We start from the raw sequence: 26,376 nt of genomic DNA, 5'->3' as shown, positions 1-26,376 counted from the left end.
TAATTAAGTTATAAAAAACAAATACCATAACTCAACCGAAATTTATCACATGGTACTTTTTCAAACCTGAATTCAAAACCAGAGAGTACCATCAAAAATTCCATTGAAAAAACCGTGCTTCCCGTTGCTAACAGCTGCCAGAAAGTGCCAGACATAAAAACAAAAAAACCCGCAGTTACGCGGGCTTAGAGGTACTTTACTGCTTTTACGTGCAGGCTGTTGCCAGACGCGAAATCATTCCCACTCAATGGTCGCTGGCGGCTTACCGCTGATGTCATATACGACGCGGGAGATGCCGTTAACTTCGTTGATGATGCGGTTGGAAACGCGGCCCAGGAAGTCATACGGCAGGTGTGCCCAATGCGCGGTCATAAAGTCGATGGTTTCTACAGCACGCAGGGAGACAACCCAGTCATACTTACGGCCATCGCCCATTACGCCAACGGAACGAACCGGCAGGAATACGGTGAACGCCTGACTTACTTTGTTGTACAGGTCAGCTTTGTGCAGTTCCTCGATGAAGATAGCATCCGCACGACGCAGCAAATCACAGTACTCTTTCTTCACTTCGCCCAGCACGCGAACACCGAGCCCAGGACCCGGGAATGGGTGGCGGTACAGCATGTCATACGGGAGACCCAGTTCAAGACCAATTTTGCGCACTTCGTCTTTGAACAGTTCACGCAACGGTTCAACCAGGCCCATCTTCATCTCTTTCGGCAGGCCGCCTACGTTGTGGTGAGATTTGATAACGTGTGCTTTACCGGTTGCCGAAGCAGCGGATTCGATCACGTCAGGGTAGATAGTTCCCTGCGCCAGCCATTTAACGTCTTCCAGCTTCAGCGCTTCTTCGTCGAATACTTCAACGAACACGCGGCCGATGATCTTACGTTTGGCTTCCGGATCGTTCTCGCCTTTCAACGCGTCGAGGAAGCGTTGCTCGCCTTCCACGTGAATAATGTTCAGACCGAAGTGATCGCCGAACATATCCATCACCTGCTGAGCTTCGTTCAGACGCAGCAGACCGTTATCCACGAAGACACAGGTCAGGTTTTTGCCAATTGCGCGGTGCAGCAGCATTGCGGTAACGGAGGAGTCAACGCCACCGGACAGACCGAGGATCACTTTGTCATTCCCAACCTGCTCACGAATACGTGCAACAGCGTCGTCGATGATTTTTTCCGGCGTCCACAACGCTTCACACTGGCAGATGTCACGCACAAAGCGCTCCAGCATGCGCATACCCTGACGGGTGTGGGTGACTTCCGGGTGGAACTGCACACCGTAGAAGCGTTTTTCTTCATGCGCCATGATGGCGAACGGGCAACTGTCGGTGCTGGCAACGGTAACAAAACCTTCCGGGATAGCAGTCACTTTATCGCCGTGGCTCATCCATACGTCCAGCAGAGGCTTGCCTTCGGCAGTCAGGGAGTCTTCGATACCACGGATCAGCGCGCTATCGGTCTGGACTTCAACCTGTGCATAACCGAACTCACGCTCGTTAGAACCTTCAACATGTCCACCCAGTTGCATTGCCATGGTCTGCATGCCATAGCACACGCCAAAGACCGGCACGCCAGCATTGAACACGTACTCTGGTGCACGTGGGCTGTTTGCTTCGGTGGTACTTTCCGGACCACCGGAAAGAATAATACCGCTTGGGTTGAATTCGCGAATTTGTGCTTCCGTAACATCCCATGCCCACAGTTCACAGTAGACGCCCAGTTCACGTACGCGACGTGCAACCAGTTGAGTGTACTGCGATCCGAAATCGAGGATGAGAATGCGATGTTTATGAATATTGTCTGTCATTGACGCTAATTCCGAGGCAAGTGAAACAAATTCGCCCGGCATAGAGCCGGGCGCGGAAACTTATCAGGAGCCCATGCGGTAGTTAGGGGACTCTTTGGTGATGGTCACATCGTGAACGTGACTTTCCTGAATACCCGCACCGCTGATACGGACAAATTCAGCCTGAGTACGCAGCGCGTCGATAGTACCACAGCCGGTCAGACCCATACAGGAGCGCAGGCCGCCCATCTGCTGGTGAATGATCTCTTTCAGGCGACCTTTATACGCCACACGACCTTCGATACCTTCCGGAACCAGTTTGTCAGCAGCGTTATCGCTCTGGAAATAACGGTCAGAAGAACCTTTGGACATCGCACCCAGGGACCCCATACCACGGTAAGACTTGTAAGAACGCCCCTGGTACAGTTCGATTTCCCCCGGAGACTCTTCGGTACCTGCCAGCATAGAACCCACCATGACAGCAGCAGCACCTGCAGCAATCGCTTTAGCAATATCGCCAGAGAAACGAATACCGCCGTCGGCGATAACCGGAATGCCTGTCCCTTCCAGTGCTGCAACCGCATCAGAAACGGCGGTAATCTGCGGAACACCCACACCGGTAACGATACGGGTAGTACAGATTGAGCCAGGACCGATACCGACTTTAACCGCGCTACAGCCTGCTTCGGCCAGAGCGCGCGCGCCTGCCCCCGTAGCAACGTTACCGCCGATGATCTGCAGATCAGGGTATTTTGCACGTGTTTCGCGGATACGCTGCAGAACGCCTTCAGAGTGGCCATGAGAGGAGTCGATCAGCAAAACATCAACACCGGCGGCAACCAGCGCATCAACACGCTCTTCATTACCTGCGCCTGCACCAACCGCAGCACCCACGCGCAGACGACCATGCTCATCTTTACAGGCGTTAGGTTTACGTTCTGCTTTCTGGAAATCTTTTACGGTGATCATGCCGAGAAGATGGAAGCTTTCATCAACAACCAGCGCTTTCTCAACACGTTTTTCGTGCATTTTTGCAAACACAACATCACGCGCTTCACCTTCGCGTACGGTTACCAAACGCTCTTTCGGCGTCATGTAAACGCTAACCGGCTGGCTGAGGTCGGTCACAAAGCGTACGTCACGGCCAGTGATGATACCGACCAGTTCGTTGTCTTCCGTTACAACCGGGTAGCCTGCAAAGCCATTACGCTCGGTCAGTTCTTTCACTTCACGCAGCGTGGTGGTTGGCAGTACGGTCTGCGGGTCGGTCACCACGCCAGATTCGTGTTTTTTCACACGTTTAACTTCTTCGGCCTGGCGCTCGATGGACATGTTTTTGTGGATAAAACCGATGCCGCCTTCCTGAGCCAGGGCAATTGCCAGGCGTGCTTCCGTCACGGTGTCCATTGCCGCAGAGAGCATAGGAATGTTCAGGCGAATGGTTTTCGTCAACTGCGTGCTGAGGTCAGCTGTATTCGGCAGAACGGTAGAATGAGCGGGAACGAGGAGGACGTCGTCAAACGTCAGGGCTTCTTTAGCGATACGTAGCATGGGCAATATCTCACCTGGGAGGTTATTAAATATTGCCGCGGCATTATACAGAGCGTAACCGATTGCATCCACACTTTTTTGCAAAAAAACCTTGCGCTCCTCTGTGAGCATGTTACTTTCGATTGAATAACCTGCTGATTTAGAATTTGATCCCGCTCACATGTTATCCTCTCAAACCACCTCAATTTTTACCGTAAGCCGCCTAAACCAGACGGTTCGTCTGCTGCTTGAGCAGGAAATGGGACACGTGTGGATCAGCGGCGAAATCTCGAATTTCACCCAGCCCTCGTCAGGCCACTGGTATTTCACGCTTAAAGATGACACCGCCCAGGTACGCTGCGCAATGTTCCGCAACAGTAACCGCCGGGTGACCTTCCGCCCGCAGCATGGACAGCAAGTGCTGGTACGCGCCAACATTACGCTGTACGAGCCGCGCGGCGACTACCAGATAATCGTCGAGAGCATGCAGCCTGCGGGCGAAGGTTTGTTACAGCAAAAATATGAACAGCTGAAGGCCAAATTACAAGCTGAAGGGTTGTTCGATCAGCAATACAAACAACCGTTGCCCTCACCGGCCCATTGCGTCGGGGTGATCACCTCGAAAACCGGGGCTGCGCTGCATGATATCCTCCATGTTCTGAAGCGTCGTGACCCTTCCCTGCCCGTGATAATTTATCCAACCGCCGTGCAGGGTGATGACGCACCCGCCCAGATCGTACGCGCCATTGAACTGGCTAACGCACGTCAGGAGTGCGATATCTTAATCGTCGGCCGTGGCGGCGGATCGCTGGAAGATTTATGGAGCTTTAACGACGAACGCGTGGCGCGGGCAATATTTAACAGCGCCATACCGGTTGTTAGCGCCGTCGGCCATGAAACCGATGTCACTATCGCTGACTTCGTCGGCGACTTGCGTGCGCCTACGCCGTCTGCGGCTGCCGAAATTGTCAGCCGTAATCAACAAGAGCTGCTACGCCAGATTCAATCTGTACAGCAACGCCTGGGAATGGCGATGGATTACTACCTTGCCAACCGTACCCGTCGCTTTACTCAGATCCATCATCGCTTGCAACAACAGCACCCTCAGTTGCGTCTGGCACGCCAGCAGACCTCACTTGAGCGTCTGCGTCAGCGGATGAACCTCGCCCTGGATAATCAACTAAAACGCGTAGCATCACGTCAGTTGCGTATTACCCAGCGATTGAACCAGCAAAACCCGCAGCCTCGGATTTATCGTGCCCAGACGCGTATTCAGCAACTGGAACATCGTCTGGCACAGAACATTCGTACACGGCTGAGCGATCAACGTGAACGTTTCGGCAATACGGTGACGCATCTGGAAGCTGTCAGCCCGTTAGCCACGCTGGCGCGCGGCTATAGCGTGACCACAGCCAGCAGCGGCCAGGTACTAAAACAGGCCAGGCAGGTAAAAGCAGGTGATGTCATGAAGACACGACTGGAAGATGGCTGGGTGGAGAGCGAAGTCACGACTGTAACCCTGCAGAAAAAGTCACGCGCCCGTAAGGCGCGTTAAGTTTTCCTACTCCACGCAGGTGGCAAAACCAGCTGTTTTCTTAGCGTCGATATACGAATTCACCGAGCCATTGGTCTGGTTAACGCCGCAATAGTTACTGCCGCACTTGGTGCCCGACAGATAGGCATAGCTTGATGTCGATGGCCACCCTGAGCTGCTGAAGACGAAAACCAGTGCTTTCAAATCATCCAGCGACGCTGCCTGGCTCAGGCTACCGCACTGCGCCGCTAAATCCCATGTACTGGTATCCACCGTATGTGCCAACGCCCACTCTTCTTTGTTGAGTAAAATAAATAACGGCGGTGTTACGCCTGAAGGCAACTCTGCCACCAGCAGCGGGCGATGTAACATTTTACCGTTAGCGCTTACTGTATCAGGCATATGTCCCCAATAATGAGCCTTATCAGTATCCGGGCTGGTTGGTACCGTGAAGATGGTATCCAGCGACGATTGCAGCCGGGTATCGCTCACTAATGTCGCAGTCAGCGTTGTTTTCAACCCCAGGCTCTTGTCCTGACTTAGCGTAAAGGTTGCCTTGCCATCCGTGCCGGTCGTTCCTGTAAAAACACTGGCGGCAGTTGTCATATCGCTGATATCACTTGCTGGAGTCAGTTCTCTGAGAACAAGGTTGTCACCTCCCATATCAGCTTCTACATCACCATCAGTAATCACTACGCCCGCCCGGTTCGTCGAATCGCTACGAGAAAGTGTGAAACTCGCACCCGACACCGGATTACCACTACTGTCTTGTACGGTAACCGTTAATGGCATGGCATCGCCTTTTTCTGCCACGGCGGCATCTTTTTCCGCCTCCATCGCCGTTGAGCTCAACGTAATCGACGATGCCGTTATACGGGGATCAACCAGACACACCTGCGCAGCCGTGGCACCTGAGCTACTTGTTGAACTGTTACCACCACTGTTCAGCTGAACAAACTGATAATTCCCGGTGCCTGCCTCGCGATCGGCCGCCCACCAGAATTTATTTGCCCCAACCGGCCAACCGTAAATCGTCCCGATACCACCGGAAGTCCTCATGTTATCGATATACAGCGTTTGCATATCAGCCACCAGCGGCTGATAGGCTAAATCGCAGCCTGTTGCACCCGCTTCCTGTGCCTTTGCCGCAGTAACCAGCGGCCAGACTTCGTTGTTATAGGTATATGTTGAACTGTACGATGACATCTCTGCGGCCAACAAAGGACGGCGGAAGGTCACTCCCGCGCTATTCGTCGCCGTTTCCGGCATGTGGCCCCAGTAATTTGCTTTATCCGTATCCGGGCTGGTCATCACGGTGAACACGGCAGGTAATGACTGTCTGCTCTCACTCAGACCATCGATCGTCGCCTGCAGCGGCGTGATAAATCCCGCACCGTTATCCTGACTGATGTCCAGCGTCAACGTCCCATCATCCCCGGTAACCGTATAATATTCGGCGCTGCTGGTACGCCCTTCTTCATGGTTAATCTGCATCATGGCGGCATCGCTGCTGTTGATGTCTTTACTGGCACGTCCTGTACTCTCGCCTCGCGCAAAAATCACTGGTGTATTTCCGACAGGATTGCCCTGCGCATCCAGCGTCGTTATCACCAGCGGAATAGTTTCACCCACCCTGGCTTTAGCGTACCCCTCACTCGCGATATACAGCGATGATGTCAGCGTGAGCTGTGTCGCGACGGTATGCGCATTTTGCAAGCAGGAAAAATAGAGTTTTTCACTCCAGAGTTGCGAAGTAATGCCGTTATCTCGGAGATTGAGCGATTTCACATACCGGTTTTCACTGCTTCGGCTGAGATCGACCGTGCTGTTTTGATAGTTTTTTTCATCCAGTGGCCACCCCTGCTGTGTATTCATTGCCCCGCCCGGCCAGGCCTCATAGAGCGACTGCAAATCGGCAAGAGCCGGGACATATTCAGCACCACAGATGTTGGTAATGCCATGATAATCTGCGGTTCCCCAAGTTTCGTTGTTCTCTTTGCTGCTGCCGGCAACACTGTCAGAGATCTCAGCGAGCAACAGCGGGCGCTTGAATACTGTACCGTTAGCCGCGGTCGTCGTTTCCGGCATATGTCCCCACATCGCTGCTTTATCGCTGTCCGGGCTGGTTGCGACGGTAAAAATAGTATCGATACTGTCACTCACGCTGGCATTGTCGTACAGCGAAGCGGTAATCGCGACTTTCGTTCCGTGTGTGTTTGGACGGGTAACATTGATGATTTTGCTGCCGTCTGCGCCCGTCAGTCCGCCGATTTTGGTAGAAGTATCGTTAAGCGATTCACCATCAATCACGACGGGTGACACAATACCGTCGCCACTGCCGGCTGTATGCTGAACCCCCTGGCGGGTGTAGCCGTCTCCGCGACGCAATACAAACGGCGTATCCGGTAGCGGTTCACCGCTGGCATCTTTCACTGTGACCCTGAGTTGCAGGGTATCGCCTTTCTTCACCTTTGCAGCCTGCTGAGTATCGCTCCACTCAGTGGCATCAACCACCTCAAGGGTAATGGTGGTGGCGACAGCGTTGTCACTTGCCAGACAGCTGGTATAAATGGATGCGCTACCGTCGCTCCCCTCATTGCCGCTGGCAAGGGAGAGCGTTTTCCACGTCGTCGGGCTGGCAAATGTCGCTGACCAGTACGGCTCAGTAACTGGCCAGCCCTGGGTGTTGTGTATTGCACCATTGCTATTAGCGCTATAGAGCTCACTTAGTTGGTCAAGTCGCGGTAACCGCATTGTCGCACACCCACCGACGCCCGTATTACCGGCTGCATCGGCATGGGTAACCCGCGCCCAGGTTTCGTTATCTTCTTCCTGAGTGCGCGTTGCATTGACTTCCGACGCCAGTTTGGGGCGTTCAAACGTCAGATTACCGACGGTAATGGTATCCGCCATATAGCCCCACATCTGCGCATCTGCTGTATCGGGGCTGGTAGGAACCAAAAACTTAACGCTGCGTGATACCGGTGTAGTGATGTACGAGTTAACAGGTACAACGGTGAGTTGCGTCAGCAGTCCCACGCCCTGCGGTTGCTCTATCACTATCGACGCATTGCCCTCGGCATCGGTCATCCCTTCATAAGTCATGGATGACTCAGAAGAACCGTAGGTTTCGCCCCCCATAACCAACGCGCCGTCAGTGCTGTCGCTGAAACCTGTTGTCAGGCCGTTGCGGTTTTTACCGTGTGTCATCGTGATCGTAAATTTGGCACTCGGCACCGCCAGGTTGTTCAGCGCATTCACGGAATGGACATGCATCGTAATCGGTTCGCCCACTTTTGCTGTAGCCTGACTGAGGGTCGCATCGTCGTTGAACCAGACCTCCAGCCGGGTCACCAGTTCATTACCCGAACAACTGAGGTAGTTCGCTTCCATACCGCTGAACAGTGTATCAGCACCGTTTACCAGATTGACATGCGCGGTCTCTGTGCCATCAGTATCAGCAGAGATATAGCTATGGCCAGCTGTTGGCCAGCCATAGTTCGTCGCCATCGCATTGCCGGAATGTGCCTGATACAGCGAGTCCAGTGACAACTGCCCTGGTACCTGATTAGCACCGCACTGGTTGGTTGCCGCCGTCACCGAGTTGAAAGTAGCCCAGTCTTCGTGGTTCTCCACCGTCGAGCCCGTCTGCGCCCTCGCTTCAGACGCCAGTAACGGGCGCTTATAGATATTACCGGCTTCAACCACCCCCTGCATATGGCCCCACATCCGCGCCTGCGAGACATTCGGGCTGGTCACTACGGTAAAAATAACGTTAGCGAAAGCTTCAGTGCCGTCGGTCAGCACCACGCGCAGCGGCGTCATCACGCCAGCGCCGTTATTCTGCGTCAATTCAACGGAAAGCTGACCATCTGCACCGGTAATACCATGATAATGTTCCGGTGTCCCTGAACCTTCGATGCTCGCCAGCACCGGATTATCATTCCAGCCATAGCTCTCGCCCTCAGCTTGTGCCTGGGCATTCGTCTGCCCTTTTCGGTTCTGTTCATCACCCAGATACAGATCAAAACTGCGGTACGGTAGCGCTTCCCCCGTTACGTTATCGGTGACGGCAACCTTCATATTGATTGACTGGCCCACGTTAACCTTCGCTGCATTGGCTGTGCTGTCCATGCTATCCAGCGTAAGCGTGACAATCGGTGTCACCGCTGGCGAGGCCTTATCAACACAGCTCACCACGGAGGTGGTGCTATCTGGCTCATCAGCAACGCTACGGCTGAGCATATTGACGCCCAGATGGTTCTGGCTCAACGTCCCTGTCGAAGACGACCAGTATTCGTTGGTTCCCGCCACTGGCCACCCCAGAGAAGTGACCAGGTCGCCGCGGGCAATTTTTAACCCCATAAGCTGACGCGCATCCGGCAGAATGTCACAGTCGTTATCCGCTCCGCTCCAGGTAAACAACGCCCAACTTTCATTGTTAGCCGCCACAACCCCATTTTCGCCATCGGTTTCCGCCGCCAACTTTGGCCGTGTAAACGTGTACGTATCCCCATCAACCGTTGCACTGGCACTCTCGGTCATATGGCCCCACATATTAGCGTTGGCGCTGTCCGGGCTGGTTAACGTTGTGAAAATCACATTGATATCGGCTTTTAACGTTACGGCATTCGTGGGATAAACCGTCAGTTGCGTTTTCACGCCAGGACCATTGGTCTGCGTAACCGTGACGGTAGCCTTTCCGTTAGCATCAGTGGTACCGTGATATTCAGTGCCCGGCGTAGTCAGTTCAGTATCCCCCACGTGCACAGGTGCGTTATTGTTGACCTCTCCCTGGCGATTCAACGCATCACTACGGGTGATAACAAATGCCGTATTACCAACGGCCTCCCCCTGACAATCACGCGTAGTAATGCTCAACGTAATGCTCTCTCCAGCCTTCACCTTCGCCGCCTGCAACGTATCATCATAATGATCGGCCGAGATCGATATTGGATCGCCCGCCGCCGCTGCGATGGAAATCGGTATCTTCTGACTCAGCAACGAGACGGTATTATTAAATGGCGTGCCGGTCGTGGTTTGCAGATAGAGCGTGGTGGCGGTATCGGCATCAATTTGCGGCCAGACGACAAACTGCCGTCCAGCCATATTTTGTGCACAAAAGGTCTTATTGGCGGCAGGCTGTGGATCCAGCGGCTCGTCCGGCGTACTGGCATCTGCCCAGATGAGTTCAACGACAGGCATCTGACTTGCCCAGCGTAATGGTGGTATAGCGAAAATATCGCCTTCGGTGTCAACAGGGTTCACCAGTTGCAATGCACTCGGCGTATCATCCGTACTGAAGTCACGGGGCATCGCACTAAAGCTGACAGTGTTTGTGTCCTCCGGATTAAGCAAAACACTCCCCTGATAAACCGGAATTGTCGCACCATCGGCCTGCGGGACAGTACCGTTGATGGCATCTGTGGCACTGCTCAGTTCCTGCCAGGCCCCGCTTTTCAGCGCCGCAGAGGCGGGCAATGCCATGCAGTCAACAAACAGCAGCATAGCCAGTAAGAAACGATATATTTTGTAACAACGCAGATTGCCATCCATGAGCGATATCCACCTGTAATTTCGGGAGCTTTTTCAACACGTTTTGCTTAGCGTGCGGCTAAGCAAAACGCATGGAAAAGGCCATCCCCTTGCGGGAATGGCCTCGTTGAGTATTACTTGCGTTGGTAATCGATTGACAGTCCGTAACCCTGGACACCATCGTTGCCAAGGGTAACACCACCGCTCTCGCCGTTGTCGAATGCCGTTTTCGCCTCAGCATTGGTGACAGGAATAACCAGATCGCTGTTGTTGAAGCTTTCGTTGACGATACCGCCCGCCGCGCCAAGCTGCAGGCTGGTCCCGGTAAATTTCCAGCGATAGTTATAGCTGCTGGTAACATCTTCACCGGTATCATAAGTATTGTTGCCGTTTTTATCTTTCCACAGCAGAACTTTATAGGTGGTATTGGTTTTGAGTTTGGTGGACGTATTACCCAGCAGGTTCGCCGTTGTTCCAGACTCATAGATAGCCACTTTCACGTTATCATCAACAACCGGGCCTTCCGGAATATCATCGTCGTCCGCACCGCCGCCCGCGTTGGTGGAAAGGTCATTCAGCAGTAAGACTGTCGCGACATTCGGATCACCGGTGGTTGTGGTTGGCGTAATCTTGATACCAAGATAATAATCAGCATCATCGGCCTGGATGGTGTAGGTGTCCTGGCCCGTCGTTCCACTAATCTCTTCAGCATCCGAGCCGTCCTGGTTCTTCGAACGCACCCAAATAACAGTGGCTTTGGTGGCAGTATTGCCCTTATCCAAATCGCCTTCTGTATCACCAATCGCCCAGTTGACTGTTACCTTATCGCCAATATGGAACTGCTTATCACCGTCGCCGGAGCCAATAGTACGACTGCCGCGATCGATAGTGACAAGAACGTGGTTCTTATCGGTTTCCGCAACCTTATCTTCCGCCCGAGTGATCCACGGAATCGTCCCCTGGATAGACCCTGTGCTATCAGTCAAAATCTGCCATTGACCGCTTTTTAAATTGCCGTCCGCCGCCATTGCCGGAACCGAGCAGTATCCTGCAACCACCAGCGCCAGAGCGACCCTGGTCAATCGTCTATTAAATAATACCTGCATTAAGACTCTCCTTTTTCTTCAACAATCAGCGGTAAACTCACTGACGCTATTTCTGGCTATACATCACCCGTATGCCGTAACCCTGAACGCCATCTTCCTCATTGGCAGTAAATTTTTGTGCCGCCTCTTTATTGGTTATTGGCAGCACTAAATCTTCATTACGAGTATTGGCCAGCGCCCCGGTATGTCCGTTGGTGCTCTGCCCGATAAATTCCCACTGGTAGTCGTACCGCGTCATTTCATCCTCCACGAGCTGCTCTGACATTTGGAATACGCCATCGTTGTTTTTGTCGCGCCAGAGGACGAAACGGTAGGTATTGTTAAGTATGGGGTGGCGGTCTTCCTTGCCCGCCAGATTCGCCGGATTTACCGCTTTTAACTGATAGATGATGGCCTTGAGGTCAGTGGTGCTCTCACTCAGGAAAGTAATATCGACATAGTTGCTATCGCCATAAGCATCCTCTTTGACCTTCCAGCGGAAGGCTCCCGGCAGCGTACTCGCCAGGGTGATTGTCCCTGCAGTTTTATCGCGGCTGGTGATGAATACACAGGGTGTTGTTGTGGTGCAGGCCGTCGACCCTAATGTAACTTTGTTGTCGTTACTGTCGTACAACTCAGGAGTCATTGCCTTATCGACCAGTTCGTTGCCATTGCTGTCGGTACTTTCACCAAAAGAATCCGTTAGCAGTACCCCCATTACAACACCATCTACGCCATCTGCCAGTGCGCTGGCAGCATGGCTACGATCGGTACGATCGGCATCAGCAATATTATCGACAACGAGCTCAATCTGACGATTCTGCTGAACCGTTATTTCCGCAACGCCCGAATTCTGTTTATTGCCCTTTTCATCTTCCAGGGTAATACGTACTTTCCAGGTGTTTTGCGCTAGTCGTGCTTCTTCTGTGCTGGCATTCACCCATGCAGGAAGCACCAGATTCCAACGGTTGTTGTTGCCTTCGGTGAGCGTATTGGCTTTGACCACGGGCATAACCAACGTGCGATTCGCATTGTTTTTCGCCTGCCACGATGCCGTCACTATCTTGTAGCGATGGTTGATTAACGCGTTGATCGTCCATTTACACTTTTCCAGCCCCACTCCCGCTTCAGGCTGATCCTGGATGATGCATTCGGGGTGTTCATTGGTTGTATCCGCCTTCAGCCACAGGGTGACATCAAGAGGATCTTTCTCGCGGTACTCAAGAACAATAAAGTTATTACGATCAACAAAATCGGTACGACTCCCGATTAACGAATGTTGTGTTTTTACATTTTCCGGATCAAGTTGTGCTGCTATCGGTGTACCAAACTGATACGTCAATGAAGCACTCATACTTAAATCAGTGTTGTCTCCGGTACCCGCTTTATAATCGGTACTCAGCGTAACCAGAGGAACTGGCGTGTAGCTAAGACCAACCGTCAGTGCATGCGGATCTTTTTGCAGATTATCGGTCCCGAACAACGCCACTTCATCGCCATAATACTGTTCATAAATTAGTTTTCCGCCAAGTTGCGGATAAAAGGGTAACCACGCTTCAGTACGAACATCCCATCCCCGTGCCGGGCGTTCTTCGTAGAATTCAAAATCTTTAGAATCTTTCCAGCCTGACAGCGGATGGTAATAGTTACCGGAAAAACGCAGAAAATCGGTCCATGCTTCACTGCCTAAACCCAGTCGGCGATGACCACGCGTAAAATCGTAGTCATAAAACATGTTGCCGCCCAGTAGCCAGTTTCCAACATTCTGCCGCACACCAAACCCCAGATTACCAATAGTACGATCTTCTTTACGCTGGGCTGAAAGCTGGCTAAAAAGCAGCGTCTGCTGGTTATCATACCAGGGGACAAAATAATCCAGACTACTGCCTTCCAGATTACCCCTCTCGCCAATCGCCAGATTAGTACGCACCTTGCCATAAGGTGACAGGAGTGATTCAACGCCAGATTGTGCAGATGACGTGATTTGTCCCTGAAGATAGCTTCGGGCCTGAGATTCAAGGGCTTCTGGTGTCAGGTTATCGAACCCTTGAGTGGCAGAATTAATAAAATAGTCGGCACCTTTATCCGTATATGCTTTGCCGCTATTATCCTGTTCCGTTTTTTTCGCAGAATCGCTCGCTAAATCAGGCAATGCTGATTCACTGAGTTCTCCTGAAATAGTCGATGCATTAGCACCTGAAACTGAAATAGCCACACAAGGTAGCCACAGCAGAATAAAAATGCGCATCCATTGCGCCATACGACAACCATCCTTGAGTTCATCGCAGTGATTAATATAATATTATTTACGGTGAAAAAAAATAACAGAACCCATTTCATCATTAATATCTATTTAATATGCCAATAGATATTAATGACTCAATGAATACTGTCTTATTCAATGGTAGCAAACGTAAAAACAGACAATCAAATAAGAAGTTCTTAACTCACTTTTAATTATTTTTAATCAAGAACGCCACGCGTTTCTTAGAGATAAGCCCGTGCCCATTCTGGCAGAAATAATCGACCGCACCGCAGGCTTTTAACACCTGCAGCGGCTGATGGCACTCCGGGCAATGCGCTTCAAGCAGAATATCTTTATTACAGTTTTCGCAATATGCCACGCCGTTTTGAGGCTCCAGCGAAGTATGACAATCAGGGCAGATAATAGACATGGTGACTCCTGTACGGGGAATTCATTACTACCCTGATGTTAACACGGTGCACTTAATGTTGCCCGCGCAACTGCTGCTGTAGCATTAACAAGCGCTCCACTTCTTCCAGTCGGCGCTGCGTTGTCCGCCCGACTTCCTGCGGGCTACGTTCAAACAAACTTTGCCCCCCCAGGATATGCTCTGCCAGGCAGTGCGCATAAACCGCCCCCGCAAGACTCCAGCGCAAAACAGTATCGCCCTCAATAAGTTCCAGCACATCTTCTGCACCGCGCCGGTCATGGCTAATGATTCGCCCATCTCTCAGATACAGGCGCAGACCTTTTTGCCCTCCCGCAGGTCCCGCATATTTGTTGAGCCAGATATCCAGCGGAATACCGCTAATCTGCCCCTGAAGATGAGCTTCACCTTCTGCCGTGGTCAGGTCACCGCGGGAGATATCACGCCCCAGACGGTCTTTCGCGGTTATCACCTGCAGCACCATCTCATCACTTCCCCCGAGGTAGCGAACCGTTTCACGCAACATTGCCAGCACATGCGTACCTATATCCAGAATCACACCATCCGGGTGTCGAAGCTCGCGCGCATCCGGCTCACCGGTGGCAAAGTTGAGCGCGATAGGTTCCCCGGCGGTGTTAAACCCGCTTGGCTCCTGCAAGAATCCTTCAATTTTAACAATGTCCGAAAAGTGGGAAACCAGTGCCGGTTGTGGGTTATCGCCCAGCCACAACGCTCCGAGTTTCCCCAATGCCAGCTGCATTGCGCCATTACGCGCCATCCAGTGGTCTAGCGCCAGTACACGATCAGCGACGCCGGGTTGAACCAGCAGCATTTTCAGTTTTTCAATTTGGGAAAGCGTGGCGACAATCGGTTTTTCGACCACGATACGTGCGATGGGCGAAGCGAGCGCCTGTTCCAGCACTTCAAGATGGTGCAGGGATGCGGTGGTGATAAACAGGGTATCAAGCGGTGTTGCAAGAAGTTCAGCAAGCGATGCGCAGCGTGTCACATCTGCAGGCTGTTTTGCGGGTTGCACATCAAATCCCACACAGCGGAGTGAATCACCGAACATGTGACGTAATGCGGGCAAGTATGCCGTTTCAACCACCGCGCCAAGCCCCACAAACCCTAACAGCATACTCTTACCTCGTAGATTGAATTGCCGGAGCAGAATGCCCGCCCCGGCAATGTCGAGGTTTTATCAGGCGCTGGTAACCGGTTTAGTCTGTGCATTCTCCAGCATACGGCGTACCGGAACAATGAGGACTATCAGTACCGCAGCACAGATTATCAACGCGATGGAACAACGTGCAAACAGATCCGGCAGCATATCCAGCTGATCGGCTTTCACGTGGCCGCCGATCAGGCCCGCAGCCAGGTTACCCAGTGCACTTGCACAGAACCACAGTCCCATCATCTGACCGCGCATTCTTTCCGGTGCCAGCAGCGTCATTGTCGCCAGGCCAATCGGACTCAGGCACAGTTCACCAAGTGTCAGCATCAGGATGCTGCCCACCAGCCAGAAAGGCGAAACGCCTGCACCGCCATTATTCAGCACGTTTTGTGCTGCCAGCATCATCAGGCCAAAACCCGCTGCGGCACACAGAATACCGATAACAAATTTAGTGATACTGCTCGGGCGAATGTTCATGCTGGCAAGCTTTGGCCACGCCCAGCTAAAGACCGGGGCCAGCAGGATGATAAACAGCGCGTTAATCGACTGGAACCAGACAGCCGGGATTTCAAAATCGCCGATCATACGGTTAGTGTAGTCGTTAGCGAACAGGTTAAACGACGTTGGCTTTTGCTCAAATGCCGACCAGAAGAAGGCAGCGGAAACCAGCAGAATAAAGCAGACCAACAATCTGGCGCGCTCTTTACGGTTCAGCCCTGCAAATACAAACAGGTAGATGAAGTAGAGGGCTACGGATGCCGCAATCACATACACCAACACGCTGGCTACCGCGACCGGGTTAATCACAATCACACCTTGAGCTATCAGGGTAACAATGACTGCCACACCTACCGCCAGCGCCAACAACCACGTGCCTACGCCCTTTCTTTTGACTACCGGGCTGTTCCAGGTAGAGTCCAGCCCGACTTCGCTGTCGTAGCGCTTCATCGCCGGAACAGCAAACACGCGGAAGATAATCAACGCGACCAGCATCCCGATGCCACCGATACCAAAACCCCAGTGCCAGCCATGAGACTTAATCAGCCACCCGGAGATCAACGGAGCAATGAAGGAGCCCATATTGATACCCATGTAGAACAGCGAGAAACCGCCATCACGACGCGCATCGCCTTTTTTATACAGCGTCCCAACCATTACCGAGATACAGGTCTTGAACAGACCTGAGCCGAGCACGATAAACATCAGGCCGATAAAGAACAGGTTGTCACCCATGATGGCAGAGAGCGCAATCGACAGATGGCCAAGGGCAATCAGGATAGAGCCATACCAGACAGCTCTTTGCTGACCGAGCCAGTTATCCGCCAGCCAACCGCCCGGCAGCGCGGCAAGGTACATCGTACCGGCAAAAATACCGACAATTGCCGATGCATTTTCACGCGCCAGCCCCATACCGCCGTCATAAACGGTAGCAGCCATAAACAGGATCAGTAACGGACGAATGCCATAAAACGAAAAGCGCTCCCACATCTCAGTGAAGAACAATGAGCCGAGCGGATAAGGATGACCGAAGAACGTTCGGCTTTCTTTTTGATTAACAGAGGATTGCATAATTCTCCCGAAAAATATGTCGTGTGCTTGTAAACACCGTGATGTACGCCGGCCAGTTACGTAGCTGGTCGATTTTTTACATACGGCGAAGAGTTATTTAACCATTTGATAACCTGACAGTAGTTTTGTCTAGTACCAACCGGGTGACTTTAAGATGAAAATTCGACAATTGTCTACTTTCTTAGATTTAAACTTGGTAAAAAGCGAATAGTCATTGACAGCAAACAGACAGGTACAGACTAAAAAAGGGCGAAAAAAAGCCCGCGATTTACGCGGGCCTCTATCGCCATCAGCAAGGGTTACTTGCTTTTTTTGATGTGCTTAATCAAACGCTTACGCTTACGCATCTGCGTTGGTGTCAGTGTATTACGTTTATTCGCAAACGGGTTTTCCCCTTCTTTGAACTGAATACGGATTGGCGTCCCCATTACTTCCAGTGATTTGCGGAAGTAGTTCATCAGATAGCGCTTGTATGAATCCGGCAGGTCTTTCACCTGGTTACCGTGAATCACCACAATCGGCGGGTTATAACCACCGGCGTGAGCATACTTAAGCTTCACACGGCGACCACGCACCAGCGGCGGCTGATGGTCTTCTACCGCCATGGTCATAATGCGGGTCAGCATCGCGGTGCTAACGCGGCGGGTTGAGCTGTCATACGCTTCGCGCACGGATTCGAACAGGTTGCCTACGCCGCTGCCATGCAGCGCGGAAATAAAGTGAACGCGGGCAAAATCGATAAAGCCCAGGCGGAAGTCCAGAGTCTCTTTTACCTGTTCTTTCACTTCCTGCGTCAGGCCGTCCCATTTGTTGACGACGATAACAAGTGAGCGCCCACTATTGAGGATAAAGCCCAGCAGCGAGAGGTCCTGATCGGAAATCCCTTCGCGTGCGTCAATCACCAGCATCACCACGTTGGCATCTTCAATTGCCTGCAACGTTTTGATTACGGAGAATTTTTCTACCGCTTCGGTAATTTTACCGCGCTTACGTACACCCGCAGTATCAATCAGCACATATTCGCGTTCATCACGTTCCATCGGAATATAAATACTGTCGCGCGTGGTCCCCGGCATATCGTAGACCACAACGCGGTCTTCACCGAGAATACGGTTAGTCAGTGTGGACTTACCTACGTTCGGGCGCCCGACAATGGCCAGTTTGATGGGCAGATCCTGTGGATTGAAATCATCTTCAGGCTCTTCTTCACCGTTTTCTTCGGCTTCCAGTTTCGCCCAGTATTCCGCATCTTCATCTACTTCTTCCTGCGGCGCGACATCGTCCATCCACGGTAGCAGAACGTGTTCCAGCAGGCTAAGGACACCACGACCATGAGACGCCGCGATAGGGTAAATTTCACCCAATCCCAGTGAATAGAAATCGACAACGGCCTGATCTGGATCGAGTCCGTCAGTTTTGTTGGCAACGAGGAAGGTTGGTTTCTGGCGCGCACGCAGATGCTTGGCAATGGCTTCATCTGCCGGCATCAGACCAGCACGCGCATCCACCATGAACAGCACAACGTCTGCTTCTTCGATAGCCAACAACGACTGCTCAGCCATACGGGTTTCAACACCGTCTTCGGTGCCATCAATACCGCCAGTATCAATGCAGATAAACTCGCGGCCTTCAATTTCCGCACGACCGTACTTACGGTCACGAGTCAGACCCGGGAAATCCGCAACCAGCGCATCTCGGGTGCGAGTTAGACGGTTAAATAACGTGGATTTGCCAACGTTAGGGCGCCCGACAAGCGCGACCACAGGTACCATGTTTAAAGCCTCATTTAAAAAATCATCAGACAATGGACGCTATTTTTGCGCCATTGTTAAAAACAGTAAAACGGCCCCTGCACCAGGAGCCGTTTTTCAAAGCGAGCGGCCAGGACGATTAACGCGTAATGGAGTACAACGTACCGTCTTTCGCCTGGATCAGCAGTTTACCATCAGCAGAAACCGGCTCGGTCAGGAAACCTGAGCTGTCGACCTTCTGCTGAGCGACAAAGCGACCATCTTCAACGTTAATCCAGTGCAGGTAGCCTTCGCTATCGCCTACAACCAGGTTACCGTTATACAGAGCCGGAGACGTCAGCAGACGGTGCAGCAGATCGCTTTGCGTCCACAGCGTCACGCCGCCATCGGTCGTCAGCGCCAGCACACGGTCATTCTGATCAACCAGATAGATACGATTACCATCAACGATGAAATCATTCACCGAGCCGAGCTCACGTTTCCACATGATCTGGCCGCTGCGCAGATCCAGCGCCGTCAGGTTACCATTATAAGCCAGTGCGTAAACTACGCCATTGACGATAACCGGCGTGGTATCGACATCACTCAGACGATCGATTTCGGTTGGGCCAGTGGCCTGAGAGATACGCTGCTGCCAAATCATCTGGCCCTGCTGCATCAGTACGGCACTTACGCGACCATTATCGCCACCCACAATCGCAGCGCCAAAGGCGGTCGCCGGAGCAGATTCACCACGTAAGGAAAGTGATGGCATGTCGAGGTTCACAGTCCATTTGATGGCACCGTCAGCTTCGTTCAATGCCTGCAACTGACCGTTACTGGTATGGATCAATACCACGCCATCGCTCACCACCGGGCGAGACAACGCTTCACCGGCAACTTTCGTTTGCCATGCAGTTGTACCGTCACTGGTGTTAAGCGCATAAACCTGTGCTTTTTCGCTGCCAATATAAACATGGCCGCCCGACACGGTTACACCGCCAGAAAGCTGAGCAGATGCACGGGAGAACCAACCGTCTTTCTCACCCAGATTAACAGACCAGACTTCTTTGCCGTCGTCTGCATTCAGCGCTTTCACCACACCTGCGCGATCGGCTGCATAGACCACGTTATCCGCCAGTGCAGGATGAAGGTTAGAATAGAAATCGCCAATACCGTTGCCTACAGAAGTGCTCCAGGCAGTAGACGGAGTAAACTGGTTTTCAACCACCGGTAACGGGGACATCTTAACGACATCTTCTTCGCCACTAAACAGTGAACAGCCGCTCAATAGGGTAACGGAAAGCAGCCCTGGCAGAAGTAATTTACGCAATTGCATCGGGTCCCTCTCAGATGGACAAATTATTGATTTTCATCTGCATCATTTCGCTCAGAGCAGGAGAGGCATCGCTTTTCACACCCGCTTCCCATGCGCTACGCGCACCTTGTTTGTCGCCTTTGCTCAGCAACGCTTCACCACGCAGATCGGCCACAATTGCCGCCCACCCTTCACCTTTAATGGTATCGAGTGTTTTCAGCGCGGTATCAGCCTGCTTAAGCTGAACCTGAACACGAGCAAGACGCAGATTAAGCACCGCTTTGAGATTCTCATCGCTGGTGGCGGCCAGGCCTTGTTGTAACTGGGCCGCGGCTTTCTCTAGTTCGTTTTGGTCAACAAACTGCTGTGCCAGTTCCATTGACGCTAACGCGCCATAGGTGTTTTTGTTTTCCGCTGCAAATTTCTCTGCGGCAGGAATACTATCAGGCTTACCTGCGCTAACCGCAGTCACCGTATTTTGATATGCCAGAGAAGCAGAGCGTGCGGACTCCGTCTGATGACTGGTCCAGTAACGCCAGCCGACCAGCGCGCCAACCCCTAAAATGACCCCAACAACCAGCGCTTTGCCGTTTTCAGCAAAGAAGCGTTTTACCGCATCAACCTGGTCGTGTTCGTTCTCGTAAATTTCCACGCTGTCCTTCTCCTTAGCCCAGTAGAGTGCGCAAATGCGTGGCAACGCTATCCTGCGCTACTGCCGTTTGCTCACCAGAGCGCAAATCCTTCACTACAACGGTACCGTCAGCCACTTCGGACTCACCCAGTACCAGTGCAACGCGGGCGCCCCACTTATCGGCGCGAGCAAACTGTTTCTTAAAGTTGCCGCCACCGTGGTTAGTCATCAATTTCACACCGGGAACGTCATCACGCAGACGTTCAGCAAGCCGCATTGCGGCTGACTGCGTATCCGCACCTGACGCAACCAGGTATATATCGACAACAGGATCTGCGTTAAATTCCGGATTAACTGCCTGAACTAACAAAACAAGTCGTTCCAGACCCATAGCGAAACCTACCGCTGGCGTGGCACGACCTCCAAGTTGCTCAACCAGACCATCATAGCGACCACCTGCACAGACGGTACCCTGTGAACCCAGGCTATTGGTTACCCACTCAAATACGGTACGGTTGTAGTAGTCGAGGCCGCGAACCAGACGCTGATTAACGGTGTAGGCAATACCTGCGGATTCCAGCAGTTTGCACAACCCCGCGAAATGTTCGCGAGAATCATCATCAAGATAGTCACCCAGTGCAGGGGCATCGTTCAGCAGCGCCTGCACGTCCGGGTTTTTGGAGTCGAGAACACGCAGCGGGTTGGTGTACATGCGGCGCTTGCAATCTTCGTCCAGTTTTTCTTTGTGCTGTTCCAGGTAGGCGACCAGCGCATCACGGTAGTTAGCACGAGCTTCAAGCGAACCGATAGAGTTCAGCTCAAGGCTAACATGCTGGGAAATACCCAGTGCACGCCACCAGCGGGCAGTCAGCATAATCAGCTCAGCATCAATATCTGGGCCTTGCAGACCAAACACTTCGACACCCAACTGATGGAATTGACGATAACGACCTTTTTGCGGACGTTCGTGGCGGAACATCGGCCCGATGTACCACAGACGCTGTTCCTGATTGTACAGGAGACCATGTTCGATGCCGGCGCGTACGCAGCCCGCAGTGCCTTCAGGACGCAGGGTCAGGCTGTCGCCATTGCGGTCCTCAAAGGTATACATCTCTTTTTCAACGACGTCGGTCACTTCACCGATCGCACGTTTGAATAACGGGGTCTGCTCTACAATCGGCAAGCGGATTTCACTGTAACCGTAGCTGCCGAGCACGTTTTTGAGAGTGCCTTCAATGCGCTGCCAGATGGCGGTTTCGCCAGGCAGATAATCGTTCATGCCGCGAATGGCTTGAATGTTTTTTGCCACGTTTATTCTCTTTATGGATATAAAAATGAACCCTCAGCGCTAACCCGAATAATACGGGCGCCATGCGGGTTCAATCATACACGGGAAGCACGCCGCTTCCCATCACGTTATTATTTTTCAAGCTGCTGCACGTCAATGCGTCGCGCTTCGTCCAGGATACTCGCTTTGGCGCGAATACGGGCTTCGAGCTGCGTGATCATGTCATCGTTGTCGAGTCTGTCTTTACGCACGCCGTCTTCATACAGGCCGCTTTTCTTGTTGCCGCCCGTCACGCCCAGCGTGGAAACCAGTGCTTCACCAGGACCGTTTACCACGCAACCGATGATCGAAACGTCCATTGGCGTAATGATATCTTCCAGGCGTTGCTCCAGCGCGTTAACCGTACCAATAACGTCGAACTCCTGGCGTGAGCAGGTTGGACACGCGATAAAGTTAATGCCGCGCGCGCGAATGCGCAGCGATTTCAGGATATCAAAGCCCACTTTGATCTCTTCGACCGGATCTGCCGCCAAAGAAACGCGCAGTGTGTCGCCGATCCCTTCAGATAACAGCAGGCCAAGGCCGATCGCGGACTTCACCGAACCACTACGCAGGCCACCAGCTTCGGTGATCCCCAGGTGCAGCGGTTGATCGATCTGTTTTGCCAGCAGGCGATAAGATTCTACGGCGAGGAAAACATCAGACGCTTTCACGCTGACTTTGAACTGATCGAAGTTCAGGCGATCGAGATGATCCACATGACGCATCGCAGATTCCAGCAGCGCCTGCGGCGTCGGCTCACCGTATTTTTCCTGCAGGTCTTTTTCCAGCGATCCGGCGTTTACACCAATGCGGATAGGAATGTTTTTATCACGCGCGCAATCCACCACCATGCGAATACGCTCTTCGTTACCGATGTTACCTGGGTTGATACGCAGACAGTCGACACCGTATTCCGCCACTTTCAGCGCAATACGGTAATCAAAGTGAATATCGGCAACCAGCGGGACATTAACCTGCTGTTTGATAAGCTTGAACGCTTCTGCAGCATCCATTGTCGGTACAGAGACACGAACAATATCTGCGCCTACACGTTCCAGCGCTTTGATCTGATTAACCGTCGCTTCCACATCCGTGGTCCGCGTATTGGTCATAGACTGTACGGCGATGGGAGCCCCATCGCCGATCGGCACGTTCCCAACGTAAATGCGTGTCGATTTTCTACGTTGAATTGGAGCCTGATTATGCATTAAAAAATCTCCCGCATTGCCGTCTGTTACTGAGCCGGTGATTGTTCGGCATTAACGGTCAGACGCGCAACCTGGTTAGTTCTGATAAAACGACTCAGGTCGACAGGTTTACCCTGGAACTGAATCTGCACTGCCGCCGGAGCACCAATTTTCAGTTTGTACGGTGCCTGACCGGTCAGATTCAAATTGCCATCTTTACGCTGCATGCCGCTAAACAGTTTTTTACCGGTTGCGTCGGTCACTTCCAGCCAGCAGTCAGCGGTGAAATTCATCACCAGCGCGTTAGGATCGGCAGTCGGCGTTGTTACACCCGCCTGGTCAGTCGGCAGTGGTGCCGCTGTCGCGGGTGCAGTAGGCGTGGTCATTGCAGTATCAACATTGGCCTGAGACGGAGCCACAACGGCATTTTGATCTGCGCCAGGCGCCGGGGTCGCTGCAGTATCCGGCGTTTGAGCGGCATCAGCCACTGCGCCATCATCCGGAGCCGGCGTATTGTCCTGGCTTGCGGCAGCGCTGGTATCCAGCGGCACGCTCTGCGCGTTATCTTTACCGGCATTCAGTTCAGCGGAAGATTGATCGGCCATCGTGGTGATTTCTTCCTGCTGCGCTTTATGGTTCTGCCACCACCAGGCACCAGTCAGTCCGACAACGACAAACAGTACCAGCCAGGTAAAGGTCATTAGCCAGCCGTCACGCTTCTTGCGGCGCTTACCGAGCGAAAAACTCTGCATCGGCGCAACTTTGGCAGGGCGAATCGGAGCCTGTTTTTCCAGCCCTGGCAACAGTTCTTCTTCAGGAATATGCACCAGACGCGCATAAGAACGGATATACCCGCGCAGGAATGTTGAAGCGAGATCGGCTGGTGCCTTATCTTCTTCAATATCGCGTACCGTGGAGACCTTCAGGCAGAGTCGTTCCGCGACCACCTGTTGGCTGAATCCGAGTTGTTCACGGGCATTGCGCAGACGAACGCCGGTGGATAGTGCTTCATTTTTGTCGTGCGTGGCTTCAGTATTCATTCGCTACAGCTGCGTAAATTTGGGTTCTGGCGCCGGCGAGCCACAATGCTCACCCACACCGCGAAACATCTGGTCAGTTAACCTTCGTCAGACAGTATAAAACGGTCAGACTATCAATGACAAAACAGCGTAAACCTGAGGGTCTAAACTCTTGTTGCACCGCTACATACTGCCTTAAAGTCGACTAAAACGCACCGTTATTATTGATCAGACGACTACAACAAAGGACCTTATGTAACTTACATTGCACTACGGTACATTATTTATACCGTAGTGCATTCGGCATCAAACGGTTTTGATATCGATAGCATCGCCCTGCATACGCTTACGCAGAGTACGCTTGGTACGGTCGATAACGTCTCCCGCCAGTTGGCCACAGGCTGCATCGATATCATCACCACGTGTTTTACGCACGATGGTCGTGAAACCATAGCTCATCAACACTTTAGAGAAACGATCGATACGGCTGTTAGAACTACGGCCATACGGCGCGCCCGGGAACGGGTTCCACGGAATCAGGTTGATCTTACACGGCGTGTCTTTCAGCAGTTCTGCAAGCTGATGAGCATGCTCAGTGCCATCGTTGATGTGATCCAACATCACATACTCGATGGTCACGCGGCCCTGGTTCGCATTGGATTTCTCCAGATAGCGGCGCACTGCCCCGAGGAACGTTTCGATATTGTACTTTTTGTTGATAGGTACAATTTCGTCACGAATTTCATCATTTGGCGCATGCAGAGAAATCGCCAGCGCGACATCAATCATATCGCCCAACTTATCCAGCGCAGGGACAACGCCTGAGGTGGACAGCGTGACGCGACGCTTGGACAACCCGAAACCGAAGTCATCAAGCATAATTTCCATCGCCGGAACGACGTTAGTCAGATTAAGCAGTGGCTCCCCCATCCCCATCATCACCACGTTGGTGATGGGACGTACGCCTGTAGCTTTCACCGCGCCGACGATTTTCGCCGCACGCCAGACCTGACCAATAATTTCCGACACACGCAGGTTACGGTTAAAACCCTGCTGCGCCGTTGAGCAGAATTTACACTCTAATGCACAACCAACCTGTGAAGAAACACACAGGGTCGCGCGATCGTCTTCCGGGATATAAACCGTTTCAACACGCTGATCGCCAACCGCGATGGCCCATTTGATAGTGCCATCAGAAGAACGCTGCTCTTCCACCACTTCCGGGGCGAGAATTTCAGCCACTTCTTTCAGTTTGTTGCGCAGCACCTTATTGATGTCAGTCATGTCATCAAAATTGTCGCTGCAATAGTGGTACATCCATTTCATAACCTGATCGGCACGAAACGGCTTTTCGCCCATCTCTTTGAAGAATTCGCGCATCTGCTGACGGTTCAGATCCAGCAGGTTAATTTTTCCATTTTTATTTGGAACCGCAGCAATGACGACTTCAGAGGTGTTAACTAATTCAGACATAATTTTTTCCGGCCTCGTTGTTACACGTTATGGCCCGTGGAGGGTTAAAAAGAAACGCCCCGGTAAGCGGTCTGCTCTTCCGGGGCGTTGCATTGTACAAAGTCTGGCGCAGGGATGCCACGTTTGCACGAAGCATTAGCGAAAATAATATGTAAATCGCTAATTCATCTCCAAAGGATTTCGCGTCGCAGGAAGGCGGCAAGTTCGAGCATCCCCGGGAGCATAGAAAACTATGTGACCGGGGTAAACGAACGCAGCCAACGCATCTGCGACGTGAAAGACGCAGGAGATTAGCGAGTGCGCGGGCAAACCTCGCCTTCACCGAAGAAATAGGCGATTTCACGGGCTGCGGATTCAACGGAATCGGAACCGTGGGTACCATTTTCGGTGAAGCTGTCCGCGTAGTCGGCACGCAGCGTACCGGCCAGCGCATTTGCCGGATTCGTTGCGCCCAGCAGATCGCGATGACGCTGTACGGCATTTTCGCTTTCCAGTACGGAAACGACGATTGGACCGGAGGTCATGAATTCAACCAGGCCATCAAAGAACGGTTTGCCGTCGTGCTCAGCATAGAAGCCACGCGCCTGCTCAACGGTCAGGTGCAGCATTTTAGTGCCGACAATTTTGAACCCTGCTGCTTCGAAGCGCGCAAAGATGCTCCCAATAACGTTTTTTGCCACCGCGTTTGGTTTGATGATGGAAAAAGTACGTTCAATAGCCATGATTACCTCTGAAAAAAGATGTTCTGTTATGGTTTACCTGGCGCGGATTATAAAGAGCATCCTGGCCGTTGACTAT

The 26,376-nt window shown here is 52.4% G+C and carries 17 protein-coding genes; 1 reads left to right on the top strand and 16 read right to left on the bottom strand.

Features of this window, described 5'->3' with window-relative positions; translation table 11 throughout:
* Positions 1 to 234 precede the first annotated feature (234 nt).
* On the bottom strand, positions 235 to 1,812 hold the full coding sequence (guaA, locus tag NNN64_RS05215) for a glutamine-hydrolyzing GMP synthase (RefSeq protein ID WP_271440706.1): 1,578 nt from the start codon (positions 1,810 to 1,812) through the stop codon (positions 235 to 237).
* Between the two features lie 63 nt (positions 1,813 to 1,875).
* Positions 1,876 to 3,342 (bottom strand): IMP dehydrogenase, encoded by a 1,467-nt coding sequence (gene guaB, locus NNN64_RS05210; protein ID WP_271440705.1) that lies wholly within the window; start codon positions 3,340 to 3,342, stop codon positions 1,876 to 1,878.
* Positions 3,343 to 3,502: 160 nt separating this feature from the next.
* Between guaB and xseA the strand changes: the two genes are divergently transcribed.
* Positions 3,503 to 4,876 (top strand): exodeoxyribonuclease VII large subunit, encoded by a 1,374-nt coding sequence (xseA, locus tag NNN64_RS05205; protein ID WP_271440704.1) that lies wholly within the window; start codon positions 3,503 to 3,505, stop codon positions 4,874 to 4,876.
* Between the two features lie 6 nt (positions 4,877 to 4,882).
* Here the strand turns inward: xseA and NNN64_RS05200 are convergent, their stop codons facing one another.
* From NNN64_RS05200 to ndk, 14 genes are all read right to left on the bottom strand, one after another.
* Positions 4,883 to 10,399: an adhesion domain-containing protein gene (locus tag NNN64_RS05200; RefSeq protein WP_442870699.1), complete on the bottom strand. Its 5,517-nt coding sequence runs from the start codon at positions 10,397 to 10,399 to the stop codon at positions 4,883 to 4,885.
* Positions 10,400 to 10,524: 125 nt separating this feature from the next.
* On the bottom strand, positions 10,525 to 11,496 hold the full coding sequence (locus tag NNN64_RS05195) for a SinI family autotransporter-associated protein (protein WP_271440703.1): 972 nt from the start codon (positions 11,494 to 11,496) through the stop codon (positions 10,525 to 10,527).
* Positions 11,497 to 11,542: 46 nt separating this feature from the next.
* Positions 11,543 to 13,735 (bottom strand): intimin-like inverse autotransporter SinH, encoded by a 2,193-nt coding sequence (gene sinH, locus NNN64_RS05190; protein ID WP_271440702.1) that lies wholly within the window; start codon positions 13,733 to 13,735, stop codon positions 11,543 to 11,545.
* 193 nt (positions 13,736 to 13,928) lie between these two features.
* Positions 13,929 to 14,150 carry a zinc ribbon domain-containing protein gene (locus tag NNN64_RS05185; protein ID WP_271440701.1) on the bottom strand — a complete coding sequence of 74 codons (222 nt, stop codon included), beginning with the start codon at positions 14,148 to 14,150 and terminating at the stop codon, positions 13,929 to 13,931.
* Positions 14,151 to 14,202: 52 nt separating this feature from the next.
* Positions 14,203 to 15,285, bottom strand: coding sequence for a Gfo/Idh/MocA family oxidoreductase (locus NNN64_RS05180; RefSeq protein ID WP_271440700.1), 1,083 nt, complete (start codon positions 15,283 to 15,285; stop codon positions 14,203 to 14,205).
* A gap of 63 nt (positions 15,286 to 15,348) precedes the next feature.
* A complete protein-coding gene (locus NNN64_RS05175) occupies positions 15,349 to 16,890 on the bottom strand; it encodes a peptide MFS transporter (RefSeq protein ID WP_271440699.1) in 1,542 nt (513 codons plus the stop codon).
* Between the two features lie 299 nt (positions 16,891 to 17,189).
* The gene (der, locus tag NNN64_RS05170) at positions 17,190 to 18,662 is read right to left on the bottom strand and encodes a ribosome biogenesis GTPase Der (RefSeq protein ID WP_271440698.1); all 1,473 of its coding nucleotides are present in this window, start codon (positions 18,660 to 18,662) and stop codon (positions 17,190 to 17,192) included.
* Positions 18,663 to 18,780: 118 nt separating this feature from the next.
* Positions 18,781 to 19,959, bottom strand: a complete 1,179-nt coding sequence (gene bamB / locus NNN64_RS05165) for an outer membrane protein assembly factor BamB (RefSeq protein ID WP_137384790.1) — start codon at positions 19,957 to 19,959, stop codon at positions 18,781 to 18,783.
* Positions 19,960 to 19,969: 10 nt separating this feature from the next.
* Positions 19,970 to 20,590: a YfgM family protein gene (locus tag NNN64_RS05160; protein WP_005120429.1), complete on the bottom strand. Its 621-nt coding sequence runs from the start codon at positions 20,588 to 20,590 to the stop codon at positions 19,970 to 19,972.
* Positions 20,591 to 20,603: 13 nt separating this feature from the next.
* Positions 20,604 to 21,878 carry a histidine--tRNA ligase gene (gene hisS, locus NNN64_RS05155; RefSeq protein ID WP_137384792.1) on the bottom strand — a complete coding sequence of 425 codons (1,275 nt, stop codon included), beginning with the start codon at positions 21,876 to 21,878 and terminating at the stop codon, positions 20,604 to 20,606.
* Between the two features lie 110 nt (positions 21,879 to 21,988).
* Positions 21,989 to 23,107, bottom strand: a complete 1,119-nt coding sequence (gene ispG / locus NNN64_RS05150; RefSeq protein WP_040233471.1) for a flavodoxin-dependent (E)-4-hydroxy-3-methylbut-2-enyl-diphosphate synthase — start codon at positions 23,105 to 23,107, stop codon at positions 21,989 to 21,991.
* Positions 23,108 to 23,133: 26 nt separating this feature from the next.
* Positions 23,134 to 24,126 (bottom strand): cytoskeleton protein RodZ, encoded by a 993-nt coding sequence (rodZ, locus tag NNN64_RS05145; protein WP_271440697.1) that lies wholly within the window; start codon positions 24,124 to 24,126, stop codon positions 23,134 to 23,136.
* 285 nt (positions 24,127 to 24,411) lie between these two features.
* The gene (locus NNN64_RS05140; RefSeq protein ID WP_271440696.1) at positions 24,412 to 25,578 is read right to left on the bottom strand and encodes a bifunctional tRNA (adenosine(37)-C2)-methyltransferase TrmG/ribosomal RNA large subunit methyltransferase RlmN; all 1,167 of its coding nucleotides are present in this window, start codon (positions 25,576 to 25,578) and stop codon (positions 24,412 to 24,414) included.
* Positions 25,579 to 25,868: 290 nt separating this feature from the next.
* The gene (ndk, locus tag NNN64_RS05135) at positions 25,869 to 26,300 is read right to left on the bottom strand and encodes a nucleoside-diphosphate kinase (protein WP_003037710.1); all 432 of its coding nucleotides are present in this window, start codon (positions 26,298 to 26,300) and stop codon (positions 25,869 to 25,871) included.
* Positions 26,301 to 26,376 lie beyond the last annotated feature (76 nt).

This window comes from Citrobacter sp. Igbk 14, assembly GCF_028069825.1.
Taxonomy (GTDB): Bacteria; Pseudomonadota; Gammaproteobacteria; order Enterobacterales; family Enterobacteriaceae; genus Citrobacter.
The sequence above is the reverse complement of the archived record's forward strand: the minus strand, read 5'-3'. Positions and strand labels throughout refer to the sequence as shown.

What these genes read in the sequence shown, in the direction of transcription:
- guaA (WP_271440706.1), bottom strand. Translation starts at nt 1,812, where the DNA reads ATGACAGACAATATTCATAAACATCGCATTCTCATCCTCGATTTCGGA.
- guaB (WP_271440705.1), bottom strand. Translation starts at nt 3,342, where the DNA reads ATGCTACGTATCGCTAAAGAAGCCCTGACGTTTGACGACGTCCTCCTC.
- xseA (WP_271440704.1), top strand. Translation starts at nt 3,503, where the DNA reads ATGTTATCCTCTCAAACCACCTCAATTTTTACCGTAAGCCGCCTAAAC.
- NNN64_RS05195 (WP_271440703.1), bottom strand. Translation starts at nt 11,496, where the DNA reads ATGCAGGTATTATTTAATAGACGATTGACCAGGGTCGCTCTGGCGCTG.
- sinH (WP_271440702.1), bottom strand. Translation starts at nt 13,735, where the DNA reads ATGGCGCAATGGATGCGCATTTTTATTCTGCTGTGGCTACCTTGTGTG.
- NNN64_RS05185 (WP_271440701.1), bottom strand. Translation starts at nt 14,150, where the DNA reads ATGTCTATTATCTGCCCTGATTGTCATACTTCGCTGGAGCCTCAAAAC.
- NNN64_RS05180 (WP_271440700.1), bottom strand. Translation starts at nt 15,285, where the DNA reads ATGCTGTTAGGGTTTGTGGGGCTTGGCGCGGTGGTTGAAACGGCATAC.
- NNN64_RS05175 (WP_271440699.1), bottom strand. Translation starts at nt 16,890, where the DNA reads ATGCAATCCTCTGTTAATCAAAAAGAAAGCCGAACGTTCTTCGGTCAT.
- der (WP_271440698.1), bottom strand. Translation starts at nt 18,662, where the DNA reads ATGGTACCTGTGGTCGCGCTTGTCGGGCGCCCTAACGTTGGCAAATCC.
- bamB (WP_137384790.1), bottom strand. Translation starts at nt 19,959, where the DNA reads ATGCAATTGCGTAAATTACTTCTGCCAGGGCTGCTTTCCGTTACCCTA.
- ispG (WP_040233471.1), bottom strand. Translation starts at nt 23,107, where the DNA reads ATGCATAATCAGGCTCCAATTCAACGTAGAAAATCGACACGCATTTAC.
- rodZ (WP_271440697.1), bottom strand. Translation starts at nt 24,126, where the DNA reads ATGAATACTGAAGCCACGCACGACAAAAATGAAGCACTATCCACCGGC.
- NNN64_RS05140 (WP_271440696.1), bottom strand. Translation starts at nt 25,578, where the DNA reads ATGTCTGAATTAGTTAACACCTCTGAAGTCGTCATTGCTGCGGTTCCA.
- ndk (WP_003037710.1), bottom strand. Translation starts at nt 26,300, where the DNA reads ATGGCTATTGAACGTACTTTTTCCATCATCAAACCAAACGCGGTGGCA.